Source organism: Nocardia sp. BMG111209 (assembly GCF_000381925.1).
Taxonomy (GTDB): domain Bacteria; phylum Actinomycetota; class Actinomycetes; order Mycobacteriales; family Mycobacteriaceae; genus Nocardia.
On record NZ_KB907310.1, the window covers coordinates 649382 to 676269 of the forward strand.

Annotated in this window: 18 protein-coding genes; 13 read left to right on the plus strand and 5 right to left on the minus strand. The window is 69.7% G+C overall.

The genetic code is table 11. From position 1 onward, the window contains the following. Window positions 1-133 precede the first annotated feature (133 nt). The 4 genes from G361_RS0141020 to G361_RS0141035 all read left to right on the plus strand — a co-directional run bounded on the left by G361_RS0141020 (window position 134) and on the right by G361_RS0141035 (window position 6049). Window positions 134-1537: an NAD(P)H-quinone dehydrogenase gene (locus G361_RS0141020; RefSeq protein ID WP_019932975.1), complete on the plus strand. Its 1404-nt coding sequence runs from the start codon at window positions 134-136 to the stop codon at window positions 1535-1537. Window positions 1538-1851: 314 nt separating this feature from the next. Beyond that, window positions 1852-3006, plus strand: coding sequence for a hypothetical protein (locus G361_RS0141025; protein ID WP_231387256.1), 1155 nt, complete (start codon window positions 1852-1854; stop codon window positions 3004-3006). Window positions 3007-3187: 181 nt separating this feature from the next. Beyond that, on the plus strand, window positions 3188-4780 hold the full coding sequence (locus G361_RS50055) for a hypothetical protein (protein ID WP_196814764.1): 1593 nt from the start codon (window positions 3188-3190) through the stop codon (window positions 4778-4780). Between the two features lie 93 nt (window positions 4781-4873). Then, a complete protein-coding gene (locus tag G361_RS0141035; RefSeq protein ID WP_019932976.1) occupies window positions 4874-6049 on the plus strand; it encodes a PLP-dependent aminotransferase family protein in 1176 nt (391 codons plus the stop codon). 70 nt (window positions 6050-6119) lie between these two features. Here G361_RS0141035 and glpK read toward each other — a convergent pair whose 3' ends face one another. Then, the gene (gene glpK, locus G361_RS0141040; protein ID WP_019932977.1) at window positions 6120-7622 is read right to left on the minus strand and encodes a glycerol kinase GlpK; all 1503 of its coding nucleotides are present in this window, start codon (window positions 7620-7622) and stop codon (window positions 6120-6122) included. A 260-nt stretch (window positions 7623-7882) separates the two neighbouring features. Between glpK and G361_RS0141045 the strand changes: the two genes are divergently transcribed. Further along, complete coding sequence (locus G361_RS0141045) at window positions 7883-9631, plus strand: glycerol-3-phosphate dehydrogenase/oxidase (RefSeq protein WP_019932978.1); 1749 nt, start codon at window positions 7883-7885, stop codon at window positions 9629-9631. Between the two features lie 30 nt (window positions 9632-9661). Beyond that, entirely contained in the window at window positions 9662-10081 is a 420-nt protein-coding gene (locus G361_RS0141050; RefSeq protein WP_019932979.1) for a hypothetical protein, read from the plus strand. 70 nt (window positions 10082-10151) lie between these two features. Here G361_RS0141050 and G361_RS0141055 read toward each other — a convergent pair whose 3' ends face one another. Together G361_RS0141055 and G361_RS0141060 are read right to left on the minus strand one after the other, a co-directional pair. After that, window positions 10152-10928, minus strand: coding sequence for a DNA-formamidopyrimidine glycosylase family protein (locus tag G361_RS0141055; RefSeq protein ID WP_019932980.1), 777 nt, complete (start codon window positions 10926-10928; stop codon window positions 10152-10154). Window positions 10929-11514: 586 nt separating this feature from the next. After that, window positions 11515-13107 (minus strand): FAD-dependent monooxygenase, encoded by a 1593-nt coding sequence (locus G361_RS0141060; protein WP_036496787.1) that lies wholly within the window; start codon window positions 13105-13107, stop codon window positions 11515-11517. A gap of 128 nt (window positions 13108-13235) precedes the next feature. Between G361_RS0141060 and G361_RS0141065 the strand changes: the two genes are divergently transcribed. After that, entirely contained in the window at window positions 13236-13856 is a 621-nt protein-coding gene (locus G361_RS0141065) for a TetR/AcrR family transcriptional regulator (protein WP_019932982.1), read from the plus strand. A gap of 460 nt (window positions 13857-14316) precedes the next feature. On the opposite strand, the gene G361_RS0141070 is transcribed toward G361_RS0141065, so the two are convergent. After that, window positions 14317-19008: an ATP-dependent helicase gene (locus tag G361_RS0141070; protein WP_019932983.1), complete on the minus strand. Its 4692-nt coding sequence runs from the start codon at window positions 19006-19008 to the stop codon at window positions 14317-14319. A gap of 113 nt (window positions 19009-19121) precedes the next feature. Here G361_RS0141070 and G361_RS0141075 point away from each other — a divergent pair, with 113 nt between their 5' ends. Then, complete coding sequence (locus tag G361_RS0141075; protein WP_019932984.1) at window positions 19122-19673, plus strand: histidine phosphatase family protein; 552 nt, start codon at window positions 19122-19124, stop codon at window positions 19671-19673. Between the two features lie 3 nt (window positions 19674-19676). Here the strand turns inward: G361_RS0141075 and G361_RS0141080 are convergent, their stop codons facing one another. Further along, window positions 19677-21221 carry an aldehyde dehydrogenase family protein gene (locus G361_RS0141080; protein ID WP_019932985.1) on the minus strand — a complete coding sequence of 515 codons (1545 nt, stop codon included), beginning with the start codon at window positions 21219-21221 and terminating at the stop codon, window positions 19677-19679. A gap of 67 nt (window positions 21222-21288) precedes the next feature. Here G361_RS0141080 and G361_RS0141085 point away from each other — a divergent pair, with 67 nt between their 5' ends. The 5 genes from G361_RS0141085 to G361_RS0141105 all read left to right on the plus strand — a co-directional run bounded on the left by G361_RS0141085 (window position 21289) and on the right by G361_RS0141105 (window position 26887). Then, window positions 21289-21741, plus strand: a complete 453-nt coding sequence (locus tag G361_RS0141085) for an Lrp/AsnC family transcriptional regulator (RefSeq protein WP_019932986.1) — start codon at window positions 21289-21291, stop codon at window positions 21739-21741. A 64-nt stretch (window positions 21742-21805) separates the two neighbouring features. Further along, the gene (gene lat, locus G361_RS0141090; RefSeq protein WP_019932987.1) at window positions 21806-23155 is read left to right on the plus strand and encodes an L-lysine 6-transaminase; all 1350 of its coding nucleotides are present in this window, start codon (window positions 21806-21808) and stop codon (window positions 23153-23155) included. Window positions 23156-23274: 119 nt separating this feature from the next. After that, on the plus strand, window positions 23275-24468 hold the full coding sequence (locus G361_RS0141095) for a YncE family protein (RefSeq protein WP_019932988.1): 1194 nt from the start codon (window positions 23275-23277) through the stop codon (window positions 24466-24468). Between the two features lie 215 nt (window positions 24469-24683). After that, window positions 24684-26324: an acyl-CoA carboxylase subunit beta gene (locus G361_RS0141100; protein WP_019932989.1), complete on the plus strand. Its 1641-nt coding sequence runs from the start codon at window positions 24684-24686 to the stop codon at window positions 26322-26324. Between the two features lie 242 nt (window positions 26325-26566). Beyond that, window positions 26567-26887, plus strand: a complete 321-nt coding sequence (locus G361_RS0141105) for an acyl-CoA carboxylase subunit epsilon (RefSeq protein WP_019932990.1) — start codon at window positions 26567-26569, stop codon at window positions 26885-26887. Window position 26888 lies beyond the last annotated feature (1 nt).

Here is a 26888-nt window from a genome sequence, read left to right on the forward strand (position 1 = left end):
ACGGTCCGTCCGGGTGACACTGTTGTCGCGATCACAACGGGTGATGCGGTCAAACAGGGCGAGACCAGGACCGATAACGTTGGTTCGCGGACCGGAGATCCCGGACCACACAGCTCGACAGCGGAGGTAGAACATGTCCCGCATTGCCATCATCGGGGGCGGACCCGCCGGCTACGAGGCGGCCTTGGTGGCGGCTCAGCACGGCGCGTCGGTCACGGTGATCGACAGCGACGGCGTCGGTGGCGCCTGCGTGTTGTGGGACTGTGTGCCGTCCAAGACCTTCATCGCCTCCACCGGTGTCCGCACCGACCTGCGCCGCGCGCGGGACCTGGGCATCACCGTCCACCACGCACAGGCCCAGGTGCGATTGTCCGAGGTCAACGCCCGGGTCAAGGCGCTGGCGCAGGCGCAGTCCTCCGATATCCGGTCCAAGTTGCAGGCGGCCGGGGTCATCCTGCTGTCCGGCCGCGGCGAGATCATCGACCAGGCGCCGGGACTGGCCACGCATCTGGTGCTGGCCCGGCTGCTCGACGGTCAGGAGCGGGTCATCGAGGCCGAGGTGGTGCTGATCGCCACCGGCGCGAGCCCGCGCGTGTTGCCCGGGGCCGAACCGGACGGCGAGCGCATCCTCAACTGGCGGCAGCTGTACGACCTCACCGAACTGCCGCAGACCCTGGTGGTGGTCGGATCCGGTGTCACCGGTGCGGAATTCGTCTCCGCCTACACCGAGATGGGCGTCAAGGTGAAGCTGGTCTCGAGCCGCGACCGGGTGCTGCCCGGCGAGGACGCCGACGCCGCCCTCGTGCTCGAGGACGCGCTCGCCGAGCGCGGGGTGGAACTGGTCAAGCACGCCCGCGCCGACGCGGTGGAGCGCACCGCCGAGGGTGTCGTGGTCAAGCTGTCCGACGGCCGCACGGTCACCGGCTCGCACGCCCTGATGACGGTCGGCTCCACGCCGAACACCGAGAATCTGGGCCTGGAGCGGCTGGGCATCCGGGTCGACAAGAGCGGCTATCTGCGTGTGGACCGGGTATCGCGCACCCAGGTGCCCGGCGTCTACGCCGCCGGCGACTGCACGGGCCTGCTGCCGCTGGCCTCGGTGGCCGCCATGCAGGGCCGCATCGCGATGTATCACGCCCTCGGCGAGGGGGTGCAGCCGATCCGCCTGAAGACGGTCGCGTCGGCGGTGTTCACCCGTCCCGAGATCGCGACGGTCGGGGTCAGCCAGACCGCCATCGACAACGGCGAGGTGCCCGCGCGCACGGTGATGCTGCCGCTGAACACCAATCCGCGGGCGAAGATGTCGGGGCTGCGCCGCGGCTTCGTCAAGATCTTCTGCCGCCCCGCCACCGGCGTGGTGATCGGCGGTGTGGTGGTGGCGCCGATCGCCTCCGAGCTGATCCTGCCGATCGCGCTGGCGGTGCAGAACAATTTGACGGTCAACGATCTCGCGCAGACCTTCTCGGTATATCCGTCACTGACCGGATCGATCACCGAGGCGGCCCGGCAGTTGATGCGCCACGACGATCTGGACTGAGCTCCGCACGGAACTCGAAGGCCGCCCCACCACTGAGAATATGCGCTACCTGGAGCGATGCGGCTTGCGGCGCAGGGCATTCCGTCCGCCTTGCCGGAATCATTCTCGTGTGGTTCACTTCCCGCAGTGATGCCAATGGGTGAACGTTGGCAGGTTTCGTGTGTGTGGGGGATTTCCACTTTCCACTCCATCGGAATTCGGCGACGATCGCCCGGGCCGCCGCAGGGTGCGGCCGGTATCCGATGAGGGACAACTGGAGAGCGGCCGGATCGTCGTGACGGCGTTGCCGGCCGGGCTCGGGAAAGGGACGAGCAGTGAAACACCGTAAGCCCACTCGGGTGCAGCGGGCGATGGCGACCACATCGCTGCCGCTGGCCGCCGCGGCTGCCGTGGCGACCATCCTCGCGGCACCGGCCGGCGCGGATCCCAGCGATCAGCCGACCATGCCCACCACCCCTGTTGTGCCGCAGCCGAGTGACAATTCGCAACTGCCGCAGCAGAATACGCCTTCACCCCAGCCGAACACGCCGTCGCCGCAGTCGAATACGCCGCAGCCCAACCCGCCGCAGCAGCCCGGCACGGTCACGCCGCCACAGGGCAACACCACTCCGTCGCCGAGCCAGCCGGGCGTCAACACGCCGCAGCCGGGGGTCACCACCCCGCAGCCCGGTGTGACCACCCCGCAGCCGGGCGTCACCAACCCGAACAACCCCAACAATCCGGAGCAGGGCCTGGCCGGCCCGACCCAGCCCGGCGTGACCACGCCGCGCGTGGCGCCGCTGCCGGTGCCGGGTCAGAAGGATCAGGGCCCGAATTCGGTACAGCCCGCCGTGGTTCCGGGACAGAACGGTCCGGGCGCCACCCAGCCGGATCAGGTCACCCCGCAGCCCGGACAGGGCGGCACCGTGCGCCCGGCCCAGCCGGGTCAGGGCGGTTCGGACAGCCTCGCGGGCAACGGTTCCCAGGGCGCGCCGGTGACACCGCCGCAGACCCAGTGGGCCTCGCCGAGCCTGCAGGGCGCCCCGGCCGCGCCGGTCGTCCCCATCACCGGCCCGCACACCGAGGTCGCGGCCAACGCCGACGGTGGCACCGTGCTGCCCGGTTACGTGGCCAACACGCACCACTTCAGCAATCTGGACGGCTACGTCGGCACCGTCGGCTACAGCACGCCCAACGGCTCCGGTGACGCGGGCATCTCGGTCGAGTTCGTCGAGGCGAACAAGATCAAGGTGACCACCTACACGCACAACAGCGGCGTCGACGACGTCACCAACGAGACCTACATCGACACCACCCAGGCCAATCTGGCCAAGGCGGCCGTCGAGGGCTGGATCCGGCAGCAGCCGGGTGGCATCGCAGCCCTCGATGCGGCCGCTCAGATTGGTAGACTCCCCGCGGGTGAACTCGGTCCCCAGACACTGGATGTCGCCGGTGTCACCGCTCAGGTCGGCGGTGACGTCCAGTACTGACACCGGGCTCGCGTCCGGCATAGTCCGAATCGACGGTGGGGCGGTCGTTGTCGACCGCCCCACGCTGGTGTCATGGTGGAAGTGACGGGTGATGGTCTCCGCAGACGACTCGAAGCACGACGATTCCGAGGGGTCGGTTCCGCCCGCGCGGAATCGCGGTGACGCGGAGTTCGGGCCACCGATGTCCGAATCCGGCCCGCCGAAGAGCAATTTCGGCGCCCCGGTCGACGCCTTCGGGCCGCCGACCGGCGAACTGCCGCGATGGTCGCCCGTCGACACGCCGAATATCGGCTGGCAGCCCGCCGATTCGCCCACCCCTGCCCCGCCGTCGGCCGCCCAGTACCGCCCGGCGCCGGAATCGGCTGCGCCACAGGCGACCCCGATGTACCGCCCCGCGCCGGATCCCTCCACCCGGCAGTTCCGCCCCGGGCCGGAGGCGCCGGGGTCCGAGTCGACCAAGCAGTTCCGCCCGGCGCCGGACGCCGCGGCGACGGAGTCCACGCGCCAGTTCCGTCCCGGGCCGAGCGCGCCCGAGTCGGCCCAGCAGTTCCGTCCGGCGCCGAGCGCACCCGGTTCTCCGCAGCAGTTCCCGCAGCCTGGCGCGCCCGGTTCCCCCCAGCAGTTCCCGCAGCCGCCGAGCGCGCCTGGTTCCGCTCAGCAGTTCCCGCAGCCGCCGAGTGCGCCCGGTTCTGCCCAGCAGTTCCCCCAGACGCCGAGTGCGCCCGGTTCTGCTCAGCAGTTCCCCCAGACGCCGAGCGCGTCCGCATCGAAATCCACCCAGCAGTTCCGTCCGGCCACGAGCGTGCCCGCACCCGGTTCCGCTCAGCCGCCGCGCCCCACACCGGACTCGGCCGGACCGGAGTCGACGCGCCAGTTCCGTTCTGGGCCCGAGGCATCGCCGCCCGAGTCGACCCGCCAGTTCCGGCCCGCGCCGGAGACGAGCAAGACCGAGTCCGCCCAGCAGGCGGCCGGACCGGAGTCGACTCGCCAATTCCGTTCCGCCCCAGAGACTTCCGCTGCACCGGAAGCGCCAGCCGCCCGCGCGGGCACCTCACCGGCCGCGGAATCGAGCACCGCGAAGTCCGCCGACCGCACCGATGCGAAGGACGAGCAGTGGTGGCGGGCGGCGGGCGCGCAGCCGGCCAAACCCTCGGCCGCACCCCGCGCCGGCGGCGGATCGCTGTGGGACGACGACACGCTCGCCAAGGCGCTGGCCCCCGCCACCCTCGCCGCCTCCACCCGCAAGAAACCGAAGCGCCGCACGCCGTGGCGGGCCATCGGCCTGGCGGCCGCGGCGATCGTATTGATCATCGGCCTGGCCGTCGTCATCGTGGCGATCACCCACAACGCCGGCTCGCATCAGGCCGCCCCGCCGCCGCCCTCGCCGTCCCCGGCCGCGGCGCTGAGCTGCCCGTCCCGGGTGGACGGCGCGGTCACCATCGGCAACGGCGCCGGCGGCACCGACAGCGGCGCCACCGCGATCCTGGGTTTCCAGCACGGGTTCTACTCCGAGCGCAACGGGACCGTCGCGCGGTCCTTCGTGGCGTCGGACGCGTCCAACGTGTCGACCGCCGACATCATCCAGAAGGCCATCGACGACCAGATTCCGCAGGGCACCACCTACTGCGTGCGGGTCGAGCAGCTGGCCAACGACAAGTACAACGTCGACCTGACCGAACACCGCCCCGACGGCACCACCACGGTGTACCACCAGCAGGTGACCACCGTCGTCCGCGACAACAAGAACCTGATCTACGCGATCAACGCGCGTTGAGAGATTTCCCTCATCTCATAGGGTGAGAATTCGTTTTCATCCCATGAATGAGGCGTGCGACAGTGGAGCATCCCGCTGTTTCCGGAGGTCCCCATGTCGCTCGCGTACCCACCGCTGTCCAGCCGCCTCGACGGATTGCAGAGTTCGGCGATCCGCGACCTGCTGAAGCTGACCTCTCGCGACGACATCATCAGCCTCGCGGGCGGCCTGCCGGACCCGCGGCTCATGCCGGTGGACCGGATCGCCGCCGCGAGCGAGGCGACGCTGGCCGACCGGTCCCGCCTGCAGTACACCGAGTCGGCCGGTTGGGGCCCCCTGCGCGAGATCCTGGCCGAGCGGGAGTCGGCGCGGCTGGGCCGCCCGGTCCCGGTCGAGGAGGTCTTCGTCACCCACGGCTCGCAGCAGGCATTGTCGCTGCTGGCCGAGGTACTGCTCGATCCCGGCGCGCTGGTCGTGGTCGAGGATCCGGCGTATGTCGGTGCGCTGCAAGTGTTCCGGGCCGCCGGTGCGCGGATCGTGGCGGTGCCGCTGGACGCCGAGGGGATGCGCGTGGATCTGCTGGCCGACCTGCTCGCGCGCGGTGAGCGTCCGGCACTCGTCCACACGGTCAGCAACTTCCACAATCCGCGCGGCGTCACGATGAGTGCGCAGCGTCGCGCCGCCCTCGCGGAACTGGCCGAGCGCCGAGGCTTCTGGGTGATCGAGGACGATCCGTACGGCGAACTCTGGTTCGACCGGCCGGTGCCGGAACCGGTGGCGACCCACTCGCGCAACGTGATCCGGCTGTCGAGCGCCTCGAAGATCCTGGCGCCGGCGCTGCGCGCGGGCTGGATGGTGGCCCCGGAGCCGGTGTGCCGCGGGGTGGAACTGCTCAAGCAGGGTGCCGATCTGTGCGGTTCGGCGCTGACCCAGCAGATCACCGCCGACCTGCTCGCCGATACGGAATGGCTTGCCGCACATGTGAACACGGTCCGCAGCCGCTACGGCGAACGAGCCAAGGCACTGGTGTCCGAACTGCGCACCCGCTTCGGCGACCGGATCGTGAGCACCGACGCGGCCGGCGGCATGTTCGTCTGGGCCGATTTCACCGACGGCACCGACACCACCGCACTGTTGCCCCGCGCGGTCGAAAACGGCGTCGCCTTCGTCCCCGGCGCGGCCTTCGCCGTCTCGACGGACTACCGCCACAGCATGCGACTGTGCTTCACCACCGACGAGCCCGAAACCCTCGCCGAGGCCGTCGACCGGCTGCACCGCGCCATCGGCTGAGCCACCGGACAGCCGGACCCGCCGGTCGGCCACTCCATCGGGTTACCTGTGCGCCGGTCGCCCGACCCGGCTAGTCGTCGGCCCAGTCGTAGGTGCGCTCGACGGCCTTGTTCCATTCGGCATAGAGCCGCTCCCGTTCGTCCGCGGACATGCCGGGCTGCCAGGTCTTGTCCTCGGCCCAGTTGGCCCGCAGTTCGTCGGTGCCCGCCCAGAACCCGACCGCCAGCCCGGCGGCGTAGGCGGCGCCGAGCGCCGTGGTCTCGGTGATCACCGGCCGCACCACCGGCACGTCGAGGATGTCGGCCTGGAACTGCATCAGCAGGTCGTTGCGGACCATGCCGCCGTCGACCTTCAGGGTGGTCAGCTCCAGGTCCAGCCGCTGCGTCTCCGCATCTGCCCGCATCGCCTCGATCACCTCGCGGGTCTGGAACGCGGTGGCCTCCAGTACGGCTCGGGCGAGATGCCCCTTGGTGACGAACCGGGTCAGCCCCGCGATCACCCCGCGCGCGTCCGGCCGCCAGCGCGGCGCGAACAGTCCGGAGAAGGCCGGCACGAAATAGGCGCCGCCGTTGTCGTCGACACTGCGGGCCAGCGGCTCGATCTCGTCGGCCGAGCCGATCACGCCGAGATTGTCGCGCAGCCACTGCACCAGCGAGCCGGTGACCGCGATCGAACCCTCCAGCGCGTACACCGGATCCTGCTCGCCCAGTTGGTAACACACGGTGGTGAGCAGTCCGTGGCGGCTGGTCACCACCGTGGTGCCGGTGTTGAGCAGCATGAAATTGCCGGTGCCGTACGTGTTCTTGGCCTCACCGGGCACCAGGCACGCCTGCCCGAACGTCGCCGCCTGCTGATCGCCGAGGATGCCCGCGACCGGAATTCCGGCCAACGGCCCGGAACCGATCTCCGCGTAGACCTCCGAGGAACTGCGGATCTCCGGCAACACACTCCCCGGTACCCCGAATTCGGCGCAGATCTCCGAATCCCATTGCAGCGTGCGCAGATCCATCAACATGGTGCGCGAGGCGTTGGTCACATCCGTGAGGTGCTGCCCGGTGAGGTTCCACAGGATCCAGCTGTCGATCGTGCCGAAACACAGCTCCCCGTCCTCGGCGCGCTGCCGCACACCGGGCACATTGTCCAGGATCCAGCGCAGCTTGGGCCCGGCGAAATAGGTGCTCAGCGGCAGTCCGGTGCGGTCGGCCCAGCGATCGGGCCCGGCGGATCCGGCCAGTTCGTCGCAGAGCGCGGCGGTGCGGGTGTCCTGCCAGACGATCGCGTTGTACACGGGTTCGCCGGTCGCGCGGTCCCACACCACGGTCGTCTCGCGCTGATTGGTGATCCCCACGGCGGCGACGTCGGCGGCGGTGTACCCGGCGTCGTCCAGGGCCGCGCCGAGGACGTATTCGGTGTTGCGCCACAGGGTTCGCGGATCGTGCTCGACCCGGCCCCGCTGCGGGAACAACTGTTCGTGCTCGCGCTGGGCCGAGCCGGCGATGCGCCCCGATCGGTCGAAGAGAATGCATCGGGTCGAAGTCGTGCCCTGGTCCAGGGCGGCCACGCAGCGCTGCATCCGTGCAGGCTACTAAATGTCGGCGGCCTGCCGCAGGATTCGCGATCCGGGCCGTCCGGCGACCGGCGGCGTTCCGGGGTACCGTGCAGTGACGATATTTCGCCGCTCGGATCGGTTACTCGTTGATAACGGGACGGGGTCCGAGGCACCGCCGCCGCGCCGCCCGGACCCGGGTCCCCTAGCCTGTACGCGAGGTCTGTACGCGAGCGGAAGCGGGACTGTCCCGGCAACGACACGGTTGCGGTGAAGGAGCCGACCACATGACCAACGAACGCCGCCCGAACGAGCGCCTCGGCGAACTGGGTCCGGAACAGCGGGCCGCGGCCTGGGATCGGTTGGGCAAGAACCATTTCGATGTGGTGGTGATCGGCGCGGGCGTGGTCGGCGCGGGCATCGCCCTGGACGCGGCGACCCGCGGCCTCGAGGTCGCGCTGGTCGAGGCGAGGGATCTGGCGTCGGGTACGTCCAGCCGCTCGTCGAAGATGTTCCACGGCGGCCTGCGCTACCTGGAACAACTGGAATTCGGCCTGGTCCGGGAGGCGCTGCACGAGCGCGAACTGAGCCTGACCACGCTGGCCCCGCATCTGGTGAAGCCGCTGCGCTTCCTCTACCCGCTCGGCAATCGCGGCTGGGAGCGTCCGTACGTGGCCGCCGGGCTGGTGTTGTACGACACCATGGGCGGCTCGAAATCCGTTCCGGGACAACATCATGTGACCCGCTCCGGCGCGCTGCGACTGGCGCCGGGCCTGCGCCGCGACGCGCTGGTCGGCGGCGTCACCTACTACGACACGGTCGTCGACGACGCCCGGCACACCATGACGGTGGCGCGCACGGCCGCCCAGTACGGCGCGGTGATCCGCACCTCCACCCAGGTCGTCGGATTCCTGCGCGAGGCCGACCGGGTGGTCGGGGTGAAGGTCCGCGACAGCGAGGACGGCCGGACCACCGAGGTACACGGGCACGTCGTGATCAACGCGACCGGGGTGTGGACCGACGAGATCCAGGCGCTGTCGCAGCAACGCGGCCGCTTCCACGTGCGGGCCTCCAAGGGCGTGCACATCGTGGTGCCGCGCGACCGCATCGCCAGCGACACCGCACTGATCCTGCGCACCCCGACCTCGGTGTTGTTCGTGATCCCCTGGGGTTCGAGTCACTGGATCATCGGCACCACCGACACCGACTGGAACCTCGATCTGGCCCATCCGGCCGCCACCAAGGCCGATATCGACTACCTGCTGGACCGGGTGAACGAGGTCCTGGTCACCCCGCTGACCCACGACGACATCCACGGCGTCTACGCGGGCCTGCGTCCGCTGCTGGCCGGGGAGAACGACGACACCTCGAAACTGTCCCGGGAGCACGCGGTCGCCCGCATCGCGCCGGGCCTGGTGGCGATCGCCGGCGGCAAGTACACCACCTACCGGGTGATGGCCTACGACGCGGTCGACGCTGCGGCACAGGACATTCCGCAACGAGTGCCGCCGACCATCACGGAGAAGGTGCCCCTGCTCGGCGCCGACGGCTATTTCGCGCTGCTCAACCAGACCCCGCACCTGGCCGAGGCCTACGGCATCCACCCCTACCGCGTGGAACACCTGCTCAACCGGTACGGCGCGCTGATCACCGACGTACTGGACCTCGCCGCCGGCAAACCCGAACTGCTGCAACCCATCTCGGACGCACCGAGCTACCTCCGGGCCGAGGCGGTGTACGCCGCGGCCGCCGAGGGCGCCCTGCACCTGGACGATATCCTGGCCCGCCGCACCCGCATCTCCATCGAGTACTCGCATCGCGGGATGGCCTGCGCCGAGGAGGTGGCGCGACTGGTGGCGCCCGTGCTGGGCTGGGAGGAGACCGAGATCCGCCGCGAGATCGACACCTACATCGCGCGGGTCGACGCGGAGATCCGTTCCCAGACCCAGCCCGACGACGTGTCGGCCGACGCCCTGCGGGTGGCCGCCCCGGAGCCACGTCCGGAGATCCTGGAACCGGTCCGGCTGGAGAGCTGATCTGTCGGAGGCCCCGGCTACGGTGACGACATGACGATCGCCCCCACCCGCCACCTCGATGTGGCCATCGACCGTCCGTTCGCCGAGGTCGCGGCCTTCCTGGCCGAGCCCGAGAACTTCCCTGCCTGGGCAACCGGCCTGTCCTCCGGCCTCGAACGCGCCGCCGCGGACAGCGGCGCCGAGCCCGGTGAATGGCTGGCCGCGGCCCCCGAAGGCCGCGCCTACGTCCGTTTCACTCCCGCCAACGACTACGGCATAGCCGACCACCGGGTCCGCTTCCCCGACGGCACCACGGTCGACATCCCGCTGCGCGCCATCCCCAACGGCACCGGCACCACGGTCGTCCTCACCCTGTTCCGCCAACCGGACATGGACGACGACCGCTTCGCCGCCGACGCCGACTGGGTACGCCGCGACCTCACGGCCCTGCGAACCCTGCTGGAGAACTGAACAGATCCGGAGCCCGGCTGTTCGACGCCATCGCATGATCCGTGCGGCCCCCGATGGGGTCGCGCTCGGCCTAAACCCGCCGGGCAGTCGGCAACGGCGTGCAACGAGGACAGAAGTAGACACCGCGCTCGGCCCGCTCGACATGATCGTCCGCGAGCAGATGCACGACGATGCCGTTACCGCAACGCCGGCACGGCTGCCGCTGCCGGCCGTAAGCCACCGCGCGCCACGGCGGCTCATGGGCAGCCTTCGTCAGAACCCGATGCGCCTCATCGACCAGCCCCGGCAGATCCGGGACATCCCCGACCGGGGTCGCCGGATGCACCCGGCGCAGGTAACAGATCTCACTACGGTAGATATTGCCGATACCCGCCAGATTGCGCTGTTCCAGCAACGCCAGCCCGATCGGCCGTTCCGGCTCGGCAGACAACCGCCGAACCGCCTCCGCCGCATCCCAATTCGGCCCCAGCAGATCCGGCCCGAGATGATCGGTGGCAGTGTGCTCATCCGCACGCGGCAACACCTCCACCAACCCGAGCGAGAATCCGACCGCCTCCGCATCGGCAACTCCCAGCACCAGCCGCGCGGTGAACCCGGGCTTGGTCCACCGTTGCCCCGCCCGAAAAACCCGCCAGACCCCCTCCATCTTCAGATGGGTGTGAATACTGACCCGCGGCGTCCGCACGAACAGATGCTTCCCATAACTACCCACACTGTCGACAACCTCACCCCGCAGATCCAACGTCGCATACCGCGGCACCCGAAAATCGCTGCGAACCAACTCCCGACCGGCCAGCGCCGCCCGCAACCGCGCCGCCGCCAGATAAACGGTGTCCCCTTCGGGCATGCGCCGACCGTAGCACCGCCCCGGCAATCCCTACCGCCCACCGCCGGCTGCCACAGCCGCCGCCCGTCGCCACAGCCCATTGCCACAGCCGCCGTCTACCGCCATGGCTGTTGCCTACTGCCACGGCCGCCCCAATGGCCGTCGGCCACCGCAACGGTCAGTGTGACCACCACGCGTCGGTGCCCATGGCCGTCGCCCGCATGGCCATCCGCCCCCGGTCTGTGGCCCACGGCCACCGACGACTGCTGACAGTCGTTGCCCACTGCTCGGGCCTCCAACGGCTGCCCATTGGCGCCGGTCACCCCCACACAGCAAACTACGGCCCAAGATCATCGGCCGATGCCGACCGGCCGTGGGGCCGGGACGCTCGTTCACACCTCCGGGGTCTCGCTCCCGATCCTTCGCCGTCCGGCCCGTGAGTGGCCGGATTCTGTCTCGGCACCGTTCGTGCTGCGGACCAACGCGTCGTAGACCCAGTGGTGGGCTCGTCCGACCGTCACGCGCGGGCCGAGGAGCTGACCCGTCAGGGTCCGGTAGCGATGGATCCGCCGGGTCTGTGTCGGTGGCTCCTCAGCTCCTCAGCTCCTCAGCTCCTCAGCCGATCGCTGGGAGCGGCCGACACTTCGGCGAGCGCTCGGATCAGCGCCGCTGGGGGATCGGTGGGCAGGGTTGTGGTGCGCCAGGCGATGTAGCCGTCCGGGCGGATCAGTGTCGCACCACCCGATTCGGTGCGGTAGTAGCGCCGGAAGTCTTGGAGGTCGGCCGGTTTCGTATCGCCGCCGATGTGCCGGAAGCGTAGCGACAGGCCCAGTTCGCTGCCGGCCTGGGTTGCCGCGGTGGCCCAGGCACTGTCCTCGGCGAGCAGTACCCAGCCGTGCTGGAACAGGTCCAGTAGCGACGTCTCGCCTGTGTCGGTGTGGATGCGGGCGTGGGGTGCTCGGGTGCCGGGTTGTCCGGCCCACTGTTCGGGGCGCTGGGCGGCGGGCAGGTCGGGGCCCGCGCCGAGGACCGCGGCCGAGCGGTAGAGCTGGCCGAGTTCCATGGCGTCGTCGTCGATGATCGGTGGCTGCGGCGCATCGGTGGTGAGGTGTGCTTTGTAGTCGGCGCGGGCGAAGATCTGGTCGTGGCGCAGGAGGGCGATCGGGCGGCGTTCCGGTTCGTAGGTGTCCAGTAGTGCAGGGGTCGCGCGGCCTGCCAGGACCTCGGCCAGCTTCCAGGCCAGGTTGTGCACGTCCTCGATGCCGGTGTTGGCGCCGTAGCCGCCGCGGTTGGGCGGCAGTTGGTGTGCGGCGTCGCCGGCCAGGAAGATCCGCCCGTCCCGGAAGCGGTCCGCGATGCGGGCGGCCAGTTCCCAGCGGCCGGTGGTGATCAGTTCGATGTCCAGGTCGGTGCGCCCGATCGCCTTGTCGATGAGCGTGCGCCACGTGGCCTCGTCGCGATCGTGATCGCCGGGCACCATCAGTACCCAGCGGCCGTCGGAATAGGTGGTCAGGAAACCCTGCAGGTCCGGGCCGTCGATCTCGAACTGCGCGACGCCGGTGGCGAGATACTGCTCCAGATCGGCGCGGAACAGCACGCTGCGCTGCACCGACAGCAGCCCCTGGCCGCTGCGTTCGATGCCCAGCGCGGTCCGGATCGGGCTGCGCGCGCCGTCGGCGGCGATCACGTACCCCGCGCGGATCGGATATTCGTGCCCGTCGGCGCGCCGGACGGTCGCGGTGACGCCGTCGGCGTCCTGGGTGAGATCCAGCAGAGTGGTGCCCTGCCGCACATCCGCGCCGAGCCGGATTGCCCAGTCCCGCAGCACGGGCTCCAGCCGGTCCTGGGCGACCGCCACCGCGCGCGCCGGGGAGTACTCGAGCTGCGGCCGATCCGTGGGTGGGGTCCACGGATATTCGGTGAGCCATTGCCCGGCCAGGCTCTCGACCCGCGCGCGGCGCGGGGGTTTGTTCTCGCCCGGGATCACCGGGATGTCGGCATCCAGGCCGACCGCCCGGAACAACTCCAGGGTTCGCGTGGTGTAGCCGATCGCGCGGGGATGCGTGGCGCTGCCCACGTGCTTCTCCACCACCACGGTCGGTACGCCGTGCCGGGCGAGGAATACCGCCGCCGAGAGGCCGACGAGGCTGCCGCCGACGACCAGTACCGGGATTTTCTCGGGTTCGTTGGTCGAGGTCATCGTGATCACTTCCGTTCCTTCGTATCGGTGCTGTCCGGTGGGCCCACCTCCAGAAAAGCATGAGTCAGTAAAAAATACAACTCAGTTAAGAAATTTTCTGAGTCAAGAAACCTGCTATCGTGCTGGTCATGACCACGCCGACCATGGGCCGCCGCGAACGCAAGAACGCCAGGACCCGCCAGGCGTTGTCCGAGGCGGCCGCTCAGCTGTTCCTGGCGAAGGGTTACGACCAGGTCAGCGTCAAGGAGATCGCCGATGCCGTGGACGTCTCGGTGCCGACGGTGTTCAAGCACGTCCCCGACGGCAAGGAGGCGCTGATGTTCGACGACGGCGTCGAACGCCACGCGAGCCTGCTGGCCGCCGTCCACGACCGTCCGCCCGGCCAGTCGGTGATGGGTGCGCTGCGCGAATTTATGTCCGGCCGTGGACCTTTCGTCGAGGACCCGGCACCCGAGCTGCGAGCGCGCACCGAATTGATCATGAACACCCCCGCCCTGCGCGACTACTCCCGCAAGCTGTGGATCCGATGCGAGGCCGACCTCGCCGCGGCGATCGCCGCCGAACTCGGCCGCCCCGCCGACGATGTCACTGCCCGCGCTGCCGCCCGCTACGTCCTGGAGATCCCCGAGTTCGCCGGCTCCCGGCCCGACCCCCGCGCCGCCCTCACCGCCGTCTTCGACCTCCTCGAACACGGACTTCCTCCGAGTGTCCTTGCCGCAGAGGATGATTCGCCGAGCGCGAGCGGATAGGCAGCGCGTCCGCAGACGGTGCCACGGAGCAGTCCGTCCACGTCGTCGACCGGACGGATCGACAGTCGAGTCGATCGCAGTCGCCCGGCGGCCCGGCCGTGTGTACGAGCGGTCCGATTGCGGCTACAGCCACTCGGTAGCGTTCGAGGGATCCGCCGTGCGGCCGGGCGGTGATGCGTACGAGCGGTCCGCGTGCGCTACCGCAACCCAGTAGTGCGTACGGGAATTCGCACGCGGCCGGTGTCACCCGGTTGCGTATGTGAGAAATCTGCGTGGCCGCTACGGTCGGCCGGTTGCGCGCGTGCAGGATTCACGTACAGCGGGGGTCGCCTGGGCGTTCGCCAGGGGTCGCCGGTTGCGCGTGGGAGGATTTCATGTGGGCTGGGGCGCCTGGTTGTGTGTGCGGGATCCGCAGGTAGCTGGGGGTCGCCGGTCGGGTGTGCGAGGAATCCGTATTCGGCTACGGCCGCCCGCGCAGGCGCAGGCCGCGGGGGGTGGCGGCGAAGCCTGCGGCGGTGAGCAGGGGGGCGAACGAACTGCCGTGGACGGATTCGCCGTCGATGCGGTCGATGACCAGCGAGTCGACGCGGCGGTCGTGGACCAGGGCGGCGAGGGCAGTGGCCGCGTCGGTGCGACTCTGCGGATCCTCGGTGAAGGTGAGCAGGGTCTTGCCGCCGCGCTCCAGGTAGAGGGTCAGTTCGCCGCCGACCAGGACGACGATCGCACCGGCCTTGCGACCGGGCCGGTGCCCGGCCGATTCGGGGGCACCCTTGGGCCAGGGCAGTGCGGCGCCGTAGGGGTTGGCCGGATCGCACGCGGCCAGGGCGAGTACCGGGGCCGGGGTGTGTTCCGGCCGTTCGATGTCGAACGAGCGCAGCCGGTCGACCACGTCGGTGGTGGAGAACTGGGCACCGCCGAGGGTGTCGACGAAGTAGCCGCGGCGGCATCGGCCGCGGTCCTCGAATTCGGTGAGCACCCGATACATCAGGGCGAACCCGCCCGGTACGCCCTCGCTCTGCACCGCGCCCCGGGTGAGCACGCCGTACCGTTCGAGCAGCTGATCGGCGGTGGCGTGCGCGCGAATCGTATTGTCCGCCACCCGTTCCGGAAGCAGCGACCAACGGCCCGCGACGGTCGGGGGACCGGTCCGGGTCGGCATGGTCGCGCGCGGCAGGTAGGCCCGGCCGCGCGGCGTGCGCCGTGGGGCGCGATGAGCGGTCGTGCTGCGGGTGGTGCCGGACAGCAATGCCCGCACCGGCGCGAACGTATCGCCGGACACGTATCCGGCCCAGACCAGATCCCACAGCGCCGCCGCTACCGCGGTGTCGTCGAGCAGGCCGGTCGCATCGGACAACTGCCGGAAGAAGTACGCGCCGGCGGGCATCGACACGACCTGTCGGCCGGCGGCCGAATCATCCTGCGGGGCAGCGGTTTCCGGCACTATGGTGGCGCCGAGTGCCAGCAGCAGTGCGATCTGGATCTCGCCGAGGTCGATCTCGTCCGGCGGGGCGAGGGTGAAGCCCGCGTGTTCGGCCGGATGCAGGGCGATCCAGCCGTCCTTGGCGGTGATGGCGCCGTGCCCGGACCACACGATCTCGCCGGTGGCGGTCAACTCGTCGAGCATGGCCGGGGTGTAGTCGCGCACCCGCGACGGCAGGATCAGCGACTCCCACGCCGAGGCCGGAATCGGCACGCCCGCAAGCTGTTCCACCACGGTGGCGACCCCGTCCACGCCGCGCAGCTCACCGGTGCCGATGTGCTGCCAGACCGGCAGGAATCGGGCCAGCGCCGTCGTCGCGACCGGCTCCACCTCTTTGCGCGCGGCCGCCAGCGACCGGCGGCGCAATCGGCGCAGCACCTCGGTGTCGCACCATTCGCCGCCGCTCGCGCCGGGCGTGAATTCGCCCTCCACGACCCGCTTCTCGGCGGTCAGCCGATGCAGTGCGGTGGCGGCGACCGCCGGGCCGAGGCCGAAACGCCGGGCCACCGCCTCCGTCCCGAACGGGCCGTGGGTGCGGGCATACCGGCCGACCAGGTCGCCGAGCGGATCGGCGACCGGTTCGATGAACGCCGCCGGGGTACCGATCGGCAGCGGTACGCCGAGGGCGTCGCGCAGCCGGGCGGCATCCTCCACCGCGGCCCACCAGCGCGCACCGGCGAACGAAACCTCCAGCGCGCGACGGGCTTTCGACAACTCCGCGAACCAGGGGCCCGGATCGCCGGTGCAGCGCAGCGCCGCCTCCGCCGCGGTCAGCGGGCCGAGCAGCCGCAGGAGATCGGCGAGACCCTCGGCGTCGCGGGCCTGCCGCTCGGGGGTCAGGCGTTGCAGCTCGCGCTCGGTGAGCTCCAGCACCGCCGGATCGAGCAGTTCTCGCAGCTCCACCCGGCCGAGCAGTTCGGCGAGCAGCCCGGAGTCCAGCGACAACGCGGCGGCCCGGCGTTCGGCCAGCGGACTGTCGCCCTCGTACATGAACTGCCCGATGTAGTCGAACAGCAGGGAGTTGGCGAACGGGGAGGGCGCGGCGGTCTCGACGGCCACCAGCCGCATCTTGCGGCGGGCGACGGCGACCAGCAGTTCGCGCAGCGACGGCAGGTCGTACACGTCCTGCAGGCATTCGCGCACGGTCTCCAGCAGGATCGGGAAATCGGGGAACTTCCGGGCCACATCGAGCAGTTGCGCCGCGCGCTGCCGCTGCTGCCACAGCGGCGCCCGCCGGCCGGGATCGCGGCGCGGCAGCAGCAGCGCTCGGGCCGCGCACTCCCGGAACCGCGAGGCGAACAGCGCCGAACCGCCGACCTGTTCGGTGACGATCTCGTCGATCTCGTCGGGTTCGAAGACGAACAGCTCCGGACCGGGTGGATCGTCGGTGGTATCCGGCAGCCGCACCACGATGCCGTCGTCGGACGCGGTCGGCGCGGCATCCACCCCGAACCGCTCCCGCAGCCGGGACCCGACCGCCAGCGCCCACGGCGCGTGCACCGGCAATCCGTACGGCGAGTGCAGTACCAGCCGCCAGTCGCCCAGCTCGTCCCGGAACCGCTCGACCACGAGGGTCCGATCGGTCGGTAACTGACCGGTGGCGGCCTGCTGTTCCCGCAGCAGCGCAACCAGATTGGCGGTCGCGAAGGCGTCCAGCCCGGCCCCGCGGGTCGCCTGCTCGAGCAGGTCCAGGTCATTGCCGGCGGCCCGCGACCGGGCCGATTCGGCTTGCGGCGCAGTGCTTTCCGCCTCGGTATCGCGCCGCCCGATCAGCGCGTCCACCTCCGAGGCGCGGGCCCGCTCGACCGCCTGTCCGGCGGTGCGCACGAATTCACCGAGGGCGGCGCCCAATTCGGCCGGGCGGCCCAGGGAATCGCCGTGCCAGAACGGGAGCCGGCCCGGCAGCCCGAACGCGGGGGAGACCAGCACTCGGTCGTGGGTGATCTCCTCGATGCGCCAGCTGGTGGCGCCGAGGGCGAACACATCGCCGACCCGGGACTCGTAGACCATCTCCTCGTCGAGTTCGCCGACGCGGGAGGCTCGTTCGCCGACCATGAACACCGGGAACAGGCCGCGATCGGGTATCGCGCCGCCGGAGGTGACGGCCAGTCGCTGGGCCCCGGGACGTCCGGCGAGGGTGCCCGCGTCGCGATCCCACACCACTCGCGGCCGCAGTTCGGCGAACTCGTCGGAGGGATAGCGGCCGGACAACAGGTCCAGCACCGATTCGTAGGCCGAACGCGGCAGTGCCGCATAGCTACCGGTGCCGCGCACGGTCTCGAACCAGGCATCGACATCGATCGGTTCCAGCGCACAGGCCGCGACGGTCTGCTGGGCCAGGATGTCCAGCGGATGCGCGGGCACGTCGAGCCGTTCGATCTGCCCGGCCGTCATGCGCATCGACGCCACCGCGCAGTGCACGACATCGGTGCGGTGCTTCGGGAAGATGACCCCGCGCGAGATCTCACCGACCTGATGTCCGGCCCGCCCGACCCGCTGCAGACCGCTGGCAACCGACGGCGGCGCCTCCACCTGCACCACCAGATCGACCGCGCCCATATCGATGCCGAGTTCCAGGCTGCTGGTCGCGACCACACAGCGCAGCCGCCCGGTCTTGAGGTCGTCCTCGATGATCGCGCGCTGCTCCTTGCTGACCGAGCCGTGGTGCGCGCGGGCCAGCAGCGGCGCGGCGCCGTGCGACACCTCGGTGGGCGCGCCCAGCTGGGCCGGGGGTGCGTGGGTGCGGGAGACCGGCTCGGCGGACTCGTCGCTCACCACGCCCAGCCGCTCGGCATACGACTCGTTGAGCCGGGCCGTGAGCCGCTCGGCGAGCCGGCGCGAGTTGGCGAACACGATCGAGGACCGATGGTCGAGCACCAGGTCGACGATCGCCGAATCCACATGCGGCCAGATGGATCCCGGCTGGGTGGAATCGCCCGAGGGGTCCGGCTCGGTCATATCCGGCACCGGCACGCGCACCGAGAGATCGAAGGTTTTCGGGGCGGGCGGCGCGACTATGGTGATCGGCGCGGGCCCCACCAGGAACCGGCCCACCTCCGCCGGCGGCCGCACGGTGGCCGACAGGCCGATCCGCTGGGCCGGCCGCTCGGTGAGCAGATCCAGCCGGGCCAGCGACAGTGCCAGGTGCGCACCGCGTTTCGACCCGGCGATGGCGTGCACCTCGTCGATGATCACCGTGTTCACCGTGGCGAGCGTGTCGCGGGCCGCCGAGGTGAGCATGAGGTACAGCGACTCCGGCGTGGTGATGAGGATGTCCGGCGGGTTGCGCTGCAGGGCCCGCCGCGCAGTCGCCGTCGTATCGCCGGAACGCACTCCCACGCTGATCTCCGGGGCAGGCACCCCCAGCCGTTTCGCGGTCTGGGTGACCCCGACCAGCGGGGCGCGCAAATTGCGCTCCACATCCACCGCGAGGGCCTTCAGCGGGGAGATGTAGAGCACCGAGGTACCGCGCGGACCTTCCTCCGCCGGACGGGCCGCCAGCCGATCGATCGCCCACAGGAACGCCGACAGGGTTTTGCCGGACCCGGTCGGTGCGATGACCAGAGTGTGTTCACCTGCGGCGATGGCCTGCCACGCGCCCAGCTGAGCGGGCGTCGGCGCCGGGAAGGCGCCGTCGAACCACTCCTGGGTCGCAGGGGAGAACTGCTGCACGACCCCAGTCTGCACCGGGGTACCGACACAAATATCCCGGCCCGGGTATCGAGTCGAGCGAAGCCTGAGCAATCTCCGGACGAGCACCCGCGCCGGGCCGTACGCTTCCCGGCGTGGAGAAGGTGCTCCGAGTCGATTTGGTCAGTCACGGAATGACCGAGGCGATGCGCACAGCACGATTTCCGGTGGACGAACCGCTGACCGAGGCCGGTCGCCGCGCGGTCGCCGCCTGCGGTCGGCTACCGGTGGCCCGGGTGCTCACCGCGCCGGAGCGCCGCGCCATCGAGACCGCGGCGCTGCTGGGCCTGCTCGGCGAGGCCGACGACCGGTTGCGCGATCTGGACGCCGGCGCCTGGCGCGGCGGGGAACTGCTGGCAGTGCCCCGGGGCGAGCTCTACACCTGGCTCACCGACCCGAAGTTCCGTGGTCACGGCCGAGAGGCGGTCGTCGACGTGATCGATCGAACCCGGGACTGGCTCACCGACATCGCCTCGGAGGGGGTGCCGACCATCGCCGTCACCCACCCCGCGGTGATCCGCGCCGCCCTGCTGGTGAGCCTGGACGCACCGCCGAAATCGTTCTGGCGCATCGACATTCCGCCGATGTGCGTCACCCGGCTGAACTACCGCCACGACTGGACGTTGCACTTCCGGGCGACCGTGTGAACCTCACCCGAACGTGATGCCCTGTGCCAGCGGCAGTTCCGCGGAGTAGTTGATCGTGTTGGTGGCCCGGCGCATGTACGCCTTCCAGGAATCGGAGCCGGATTCGCGGCCGCCGCCGGTCTGCTTCTCGCCGCCGAACGCACCGCCGATCTCGGCCCCGGAGGTGCCGATGTTCACGTTGGCGATCCCGCAGTCGGAACCGTCGGCGGCGAGGAAGCGCTCCGCCTCGCGCTGGTCACCGGTGAAGATCGACGACGAGAGTCCTTGCGGCACACCGTTGTGCACGGCGATCGCGGTCTCGAAATCGGTGTAGTCGAGCAGGTGGAGGATCGGCGCGAAGGTCTCCTCGCGGACGATCGCGGTCTGCGAGGGCATCCGCACGATCGCCGGGCGCACGTAATAGGACGCGTCCCCGGCCACCGCCACTCGCTCACCGCCGCACAGCAGTTCGCCGCCGTCGCGGCGTGCCTCGGCCAGCGCGCGCTGCATGGCGTCGTACGCCCGGCCGTCGATCAGCGGACCCACCAGCGTTCGCGGATCGAACGGATCACCCACGGGCAGTTGTTCGTACGCGGTGACCAGGCGGTCGGCGAGCCGATTCGCGATGTCGCGGTGCGCGATCAGCCGCCGCAGCGTGGTGCAGCGCTGTCCGGCGGTGCCGGCGGCGGCGAAAACCACGGCGCGGGTGACGAGTTCGAGATCGGCAGAGGCGGTCACGATCGCGGCGTTGTTGCCGCCGAGTTCCAGCAGGCAGCGGCCGAATCGGGCCGCCACCCGCGGTGCCACCGCGCGACCCATCCGCGTCGATCCGGTGGCGCTGACCAGCGCCACCCGCTCGTCGTCGACCAGTCGTTCGCCCACCTCGGTGCCGCCGAGCAGCAGCTGATGGATCTCCGGATCGACACCCTCCTCGGCCGCGGCCCGGCGCAGCAGCGCATGGCAGGCGATCGCGGTCAGCGAGGTGGTCGCCGAGGGTTTCCAGACCACGGTATCGCCGCAGACCAGCGCGATCGCGGTATTCCACGACCACACCGCGACCGGGAAGTTGAACGCCGAGATCACCCCCACCACACCGAGTGGATGCCAGGTCTCCTGCAGCCGGTGGCCCGGTCGCTCCGACGGCATGGTGCTGCCGTACAACTGCCGGGACAGTCCCACCGCGAACTCGCAGACATCGATCATCTCCTGCACCTCGCCGCGCGCCTCGGCGCCGATCTTGCCCGCCTCCAGCGTCACCAATTCGGCCAGCTCGCCGAGGTTTTCGGTGAGCAGCCGGCCCAGCCGGCGCACCACCGCCGCGCGCCGCGGCGCGGGCACGGTCCGCCAGGATCGAAAGGCGTTGGCCGCCTTCTCGATTGCGGCATCGACCTGATCCGGGGTGTGCCCGGCCAGGGTCGCCAGCTCGCCGCCGGTGATCGGGGTGCGGGCCGACAGTGTTCCGGCGGTGGGCATTTCGGCGCCGAGCGCGTGCAGCGCACGCTCCGCGCGGACGCGCAGTTCGGCCGTGTCCGGCGCCGCGGTGCCGGGGCGGACGGAGACGTTGGTCATGGCAGCTCCTGGGGTCGGCGGGAATATTTCCGGCCACGAGTCGGGCCGTCTGGGTTAGCCTTCGCTGATGGCTGACGTGCCGGGGAAACCCGTTCTGGACGACATCGATCGACTACTGATCCGCGAACTGATGGCCGACGGCCGCGCGACGCTCTCCAACCTCGCGGAAAAGGCCACGTTGTCGGTATCGGCGGTGCAGTCCCGGGTACGTCGGCTGGAGGCGCGCGGTGTGATCCGAGGGTATACGGCCAAGGTCGATCCCGAGGCGCTCGGACAGCTCCTGTCGGCATACGTCGCCATCACTCCTCTCGACCCCTCTCAGCCCGATGACGCCCCGGCCCTGCTGCAGCACATCCCTGGGATCGAGGAGTGCCACTCGGTGGCCGGTGACGAGAGCTATATGTTGCTGGTGCGGGTGGCCTCGCCACGGCATCTGGAACAGCTGCTGCAGGAGATCCGCGCGACCGCGAACGTGCGGACCCGCAGCACGATCATCCTGCAAACATTCTACGACAGATGATGCAAGATCGTAATTTATCCGGATATCCGTAGCTTTAGCGTAAAAATTTGCGTAGTCTTCGGGTGTGACCATCGAACTGGAACGACCCGGGGTGGTTACCGACGAGGCGCCGGTCACCCCCGCTCGGGTTCACGAGATCCTGTCCGCGAACATCCTCGCCGACGGGTTCGATCTGGTGCTGGATCTGCGCGCCTCGCGCGGCCGGCGCCTGGTCGACGCCCGCGACGGCGCCGAGTACCTGGACATGTTCGGCTTCTTCGCGTCGTCCGCACTGGGGATGAATCACCCCGCGCTGGCCGACGACGAAGAATTCCGTGACGAGTTGACCGTCGCGGCGCTGAACAAGCCCAGCAACTCCGACGTCTACACCGTCGAGATGGCCCGGTTCGTCGACACCTTCGCGCGCGTGCTCGGTGATCCCCGGCTGCCGCATCTGTTCTTCGTCGACGGTGGCGCGCTCGCGGTCGAGAACGCGCTGAAGGCGGCGTTCGACTGGAAGAGCCGGCACAACGAGATGCACGGCCGCCCCGCCGAACTCGGCACCAAGGTGCTGCACCTGACCGGCGCGTTCCACGGCCGCTCGGGCTACACCATGTCGCTGACCAACACCGACCCGGTCAAGACCGCGCGATTCCCGAAATTCGTCTGGCCGCGCATCGACACCCCCTTCCTCGGCGAGAACGTCGACATCGAGGCCGCCGAGCGGCACGCGCTCACCCAGGCCCGGGTCGCGTTCACCGAGAATCCGCACGACATAGCGTGTTTCATCGCCGAACCGATCCAGGGCGAGGGCGGCGACCGCCATCTGCGGCCGCAGTTCCTGCAGGCGATGCAGGAGATGTGCCACGAACACGACGCCCTGTTCGTCCTCGACGAGGTGCAGACCGGCGTCGCGGCCACCGGCTCGGCCTGGGCCTACCGACAGCTCGGTGTGACCCCGGATCTGGTGGCCTTCGGCAAGAAGACCCAGGTGTGTGGCGTCATGGCCGGCGGTCGCATCGACGAGGTGCCCGACAACGTGTTCGCCGTCAGCTCCCGGCTGAACTCCACCTGGGGCGGCAATCTGGCCGATATGGTCCGCGCCCGGCGGATCCTGGAGGTGATCGAGAGCGAGGAGCTCGCACAGCGAGCTGCCCGGCTCGGCGAACATCTGCTGCAGCGGCTGGTCGGGCTCGCCGCATCGCACGACCAGGTGACCGAACCGCGCGGCCGCGGGCTGTTGTGCGCGATCACCCTGCCCTCGGCGACCCAGCGCGATGTGGTGCTGACCGATCTGTGGCAGCGCGAGCGGGTACTGCTGCTGGGCACCGGTGCGCGCGGGATCCGGTTCCGGCCGCCACTCACCGTGACCGCGGACGAGCTGGACGAGGCGGTCGACGCGCTCGATCGGGTGCTGCGGGCCCTCACGCACTGAGTGCCGTGGCGGCACGGCACATTTCGTGTTGCGCGAATGTTTCTGTGAAAGTCGTCGTCGCCCCTTAATATCCGCGGCATGTCGACTTGCCGAACCGTTGCGGCCGTGCGGCGTGCCGCGTGATCGGACGCCGCACGGCCCGGGGATTCGTCCTCGCCGCCGTTCTGCTCACCGGGTGCTCGTCGGGTGTCCGGCCGCCGAAACCACAGCCGGAGACGGTGATTGCGCCCACCTCGGCGGCTCCCGGCCCGGCCACCGAGGCCGCGATCGCGCTGCTGCCCGGAATGCCGCCGCTGCTGTCGCCGACCGATGTCTACGCGGGCGACCGCGAGCTCTCCCCGGCGGTCGCTGGTCAGTTGCCGAGGGTCTACGTCCCGAACAGCGAATCGAATACCGTGTCGGTGATCGATCCGGCCACCTTCCAGGTCGTCGACACCTACCCGGCCCGCGGCGTGGAACCACAGCACGTGGTGCCGTCCTACGACCTGCAGACGTTGTACGTGACCAACGATCTGCCGCTGGGCGGTGGCGGCCTGCTGCCGATCGATCCCCGCACCGGCGAACCCGGCGAGCCGCTGCCGGTGCGCGATCCGTACAACATGTACTTCACCCCGAACGGCGCCTTCGCGCTCGTCGTCGCGGAGGCGGATCGGTCGGTCGATCTCTATGATCCGCACACCTGGGAGCAGGTCGGGGCCATCGCGGTGCCGGACTGTCCCGGCATCGACCACATGGATTTCACCGCCGACGGCCGGTTCGCGCTGGCGAGCTGCGAATTCGCCGGCCGGATGGCCGTGCTCGACGTGGTCGGCACCGACCTGGTGACGATGATCGACCTGCCGGGCGGCCGCGGCAGTATGCCGCAGGACGTGAAGCTCGCACCGGACGGCTCCACCTTCTACGTCGCGGACATGATGGCCGACGGGATGTACACGATCGATGCGCACACCTTCGAGCCCACCGGTTTCGTCCCGACCGGGAAGGGGACGCACGGCCTCTACGTCACCCGCGACTCCGCGGCGCTGATCGTCACCAACCGCGGCGAGGGCAGCCTGTCGGTCTGGGATTTCGCCCAGCAGCGGATCGTGCGCACCTGGCGGATTCCCGGCGGCGGTAGTCCGGATATGGGGAATCTGTCGGCGGACGGACGGGTGTTCTGGGTCTCCGGCCGCTACGACGGCGAGGTCTACGCCATCGACATCGTGGACTGGACCCTGCTGGCCCGCATCCCGGTCGGCCGCGGCGCGCACGGGCTGACGGTCTGGCCGCAACCGGGGCGGTATTCGACCGGCCACACCGGGGTGATGCGCTGAACCGGCCGGGGCGACATTCCGGTCTCACACAATGAGATTCGCCCTCTGTTTCCGATGTGATCCCGCGGCGTCGGCCAGTTGCCTTTCCGGCGCGATACGCTGGTGATCATCTGGTTTCACCAGCCGTTTTCTACTGGCGGGTAGCCAATAACGGTACTCGTGAGTAGCCCCTACTGGAATTCCAACTGTCGGCGACGATGGCTACACTCCGGGTCATGACGAGTGTCCAGCAGCAGTCTTCGCCGGATTCGGCGGGCGCCCCCGATATCCACACCACCGCAGGGAAGCTCGCCGATCTGCGGAACCGGCTGGAAGAGGCCAAGCACCCGATGGGTGAGGCCGCTGTCGACAAGGTGCACGCCAAGGGCAAGATGACCGCCCGCGAGCGCATCCTGGCCCTGCTGGACGAGGGTTCGTTCGTGGAGCTGGACGCGCTGGCCCGGCATCGCAGCGTCAATTTCGGCCTGGAGAGCAACCGCCCGCTCGGCGACGGCGTGGTGACCGGTTACGGCACCATCGACGGCCGGGACGTGTGCATCTTCTCCCAGGACGTCACCGTCTTCGGCGGTTCGCTCGGCGAGGTCTACGGCGAGAAGATCGTCAAGGTCATGGACCTGGCCCTGAAGACCGGCCGCCCGCTGGTCGGCATCAACGAGGGCGCCGGCGCGCGCATCCAGGAGGGCGTGGTCTCGCTCGGCCTGTACGGCGAGATCTTCCATCGCAACATCCAGGCCTCCGGCGTGATCCCGCAGATCTCGCTGATCATGGGCCCGGCCGCCGGTGGGCACGTGTACTCCCCGGCCCTGACCGACTTCGTCGTCATGGTCGACCAGACCAGCCAGATGTTCGTCACCGGTCCCGACGTGATCAAGACCGTCACCGGTGAAGAGGTCAGCATGGAGGAGCTGGGCGGCGCGCACACCCACATGGTGAAGTCGGGCGTCGCGCACTACGTCGCCTCCGGCGAGCAGGACGCGCTGGACTACGTCAAGGATCTGCTGAGCTACCTGCCCAGCAACAACCGCGCCGAGGCCCCGCGCTTCCCGGCCACCGATCCGATCGACGGCGCCATCGAGGACTCGCTCACCGACGAGGACCTCGAGCTCGACACGATCATCCCGGACTCGCCGAACCAGCCGTACGACATGCACGAGGTGATCCGCCGGCTGGTCGACGACGACGAGTTCCTGGAGGTGCAGGCCGAGCGCGCGATGAACGTCATCGTCGGCTTCGCCCGCATCGACGGCCGCAGCATCGGCATCGTGGCCAACCAGCCCACCCAGTTCGCGGGCTGCCTCGATATCGACGCCTCCGAGAAGGCCGCGCGCTTCGTGCGCACCTGCGACGCCTTCAACATCCCGATCATCACCCTGGTGGACGTGCCGGGCTTCCTGCCGGGTACCGGCCAGGAGTTCAACGGCATCATCCGCCGCGGCGCCAAGCTGCTGTACGCCTACGGCGAGGCCACTGTGGGGAAGATCACAATCATCACCCGCAAGGCCTACGGCGGCGCCTACGACGTCATGGGTTCCAAGCACATGGGCGCCGACGTGAACCTGGCGTGGCCCACCGCGCAGATCGCGGTCATGGGCGCCTCGGGCGCGGTCGGCTTCGTCTACCGCAAGCAGCTGCAGCAGGCCGCCAAGGAGGGCTCGGACGTCGACGCGCTGCGCCTGGAGTTGCAGAACGAGTACGAGGACACCCTGGTGAACCCGTATGTCGCCGCCGAGCGTGGTTATGTGGACGCCGTGATCCCGCCGTCGCACACCCGGGGGCAGATCGTCTCCGCGTTGCGCCTGCTGGAGCGCAAGATGGTGTCCCTGCCGCCCAAGAAGCACGGAAACATTCCGTTGTGATTTGAGCGATATGCGTAGGTGTGGTGTGGCGCCTTCTGAGAAGATCATGAGAAGCTTGAGAAGACGGTGAAAACCGTACCGCGCAGAATTGCCTCATCCGAACGAAGATGGTAAGAACGGCCTCTCGTCATCGAGGGTCGTGACGAATACCCGGGAGGCGGGCTCGGAGCATCCGGTCCCGCAGACCGAAAGTCGTCGGGGAATCGAATCCCGGCGACGCCTGAACAGGAGGAACTGGCGCTGTGACGACTGTATCCGACGAAGAGGTGCTGAGGGCCGCTGAGCTCGACCTATCGGTCGAAGAGCTCGTCGACACGATCGTGTCCGCGGTATCCGGGCCCGAATCGCCTGCGGGACCCGTCATCCGGATTCTCAAGGGTTCGCCGACCGCCGACGAGATCGCCGCTGTCATCAGCGTGCTGTCCGCCGCCGCGGCCGCCGGCTCCGCCGCGCCTGTGGCCTCGGGTCCGATCGACATGTGGGGCCGCCCCTCGTTCATGCATCGCGGCACCTCGAGCTTCTCTCCCTACGCCTATCCGTTCGTGTCGCATCTGCGCGACTGAC

What these genes read in the sequence shown, in the direction of transcription:
- G361_RS0141020 (WP_019932975.1), top strand. Translation starts at nt 134, where the DNA reads ATGTCCCGCATTGCCATCATCGGGGGCGGACCCGCCGGCTACGAGGCG.
- G361_RS50055 (WP_196814764.1), top strand. Translation starts at nt 3,188, where the DNA reads ATGTCCGAATCCGGCCCGCCGAAGAGCAATTTCGGCGCCCCGGTCGAC.
- G361_RS0141035 (WP_019932976.1), top strand. Translation starts at nt 4,874, where the DNA reads ATGTCGCTCGCGTACCCACCGCTGTCCAGCCGCCTCGACGGATTGCAG.
- glpK (WP_019932977.1), bottom strand. Translation starts at nt 7,622, where the DNA reads ATGCAGCGCTGCGTGGCCGCCCTGGACCAGGGCACGACTTCGACCCGA.
- G361_RS0141045 (WP_019932978.1), top strand. Translation starts at nt 7,883, where the DNA reads ATGACCAACGAACGCCGCCCGAACGAGCGCCTCGGCGAACTGGGTCCG.
- G361_RS0141050 (WP_019932979.1), top strand. Translation starts at nt 9,662, where the DNA reads ATGACGATCGCCCCCACCCGCCACCTCGATGTGGCCATCGACCGTCCG.
- G361_RS0141055 (WP_019932980.1), bottom strand. Translation starts at nt 10,928, where the DNA reads ATGCCCGAAGGGGACACCGTTTATCTGGCGGCGGCGCGGTTGCGGGCG.
- G361_RS0141060 (WP_036496787.1), bottom strand. Translation starts at nt 13,107, where the DNA reads ATGACCTCGACCAACGAACCCGAGAAAATCCCGGTACTGGTCGTCGGC.
- G361_RS0141065 (WP_019932982.1), top strand. Translation starts at nt 13,236, where the DNA reads ATGACCACGCCGACCATGGGCCGCCGCGAACGCAAGAACGCCAGGACC.
- G361_RS0141080 (WP_019932985.1), bottom strand. Translation starts at nt 21,221, where the DNA reads ATGACCAACGTCTCCGTCCGCCCCGGCACCGCGGCGCCGGACACGGCC.
- G361_RS0141085 (WP_019932986.1), top strand. Translation starts at nt 21,289, where the DNA reads ATGGCTGACGTGCCGGGGAAACCCGTTCTGGACGACATCGATCGACTA.
- G361_RS0141100 (WP_019932989.1), top strand. Translation starts at nt 24,684, where the DNA reads ATGACGAGTGTCCAGCAGCAGTCTTCGCCGGATTCGGCGGGCGCCCCC.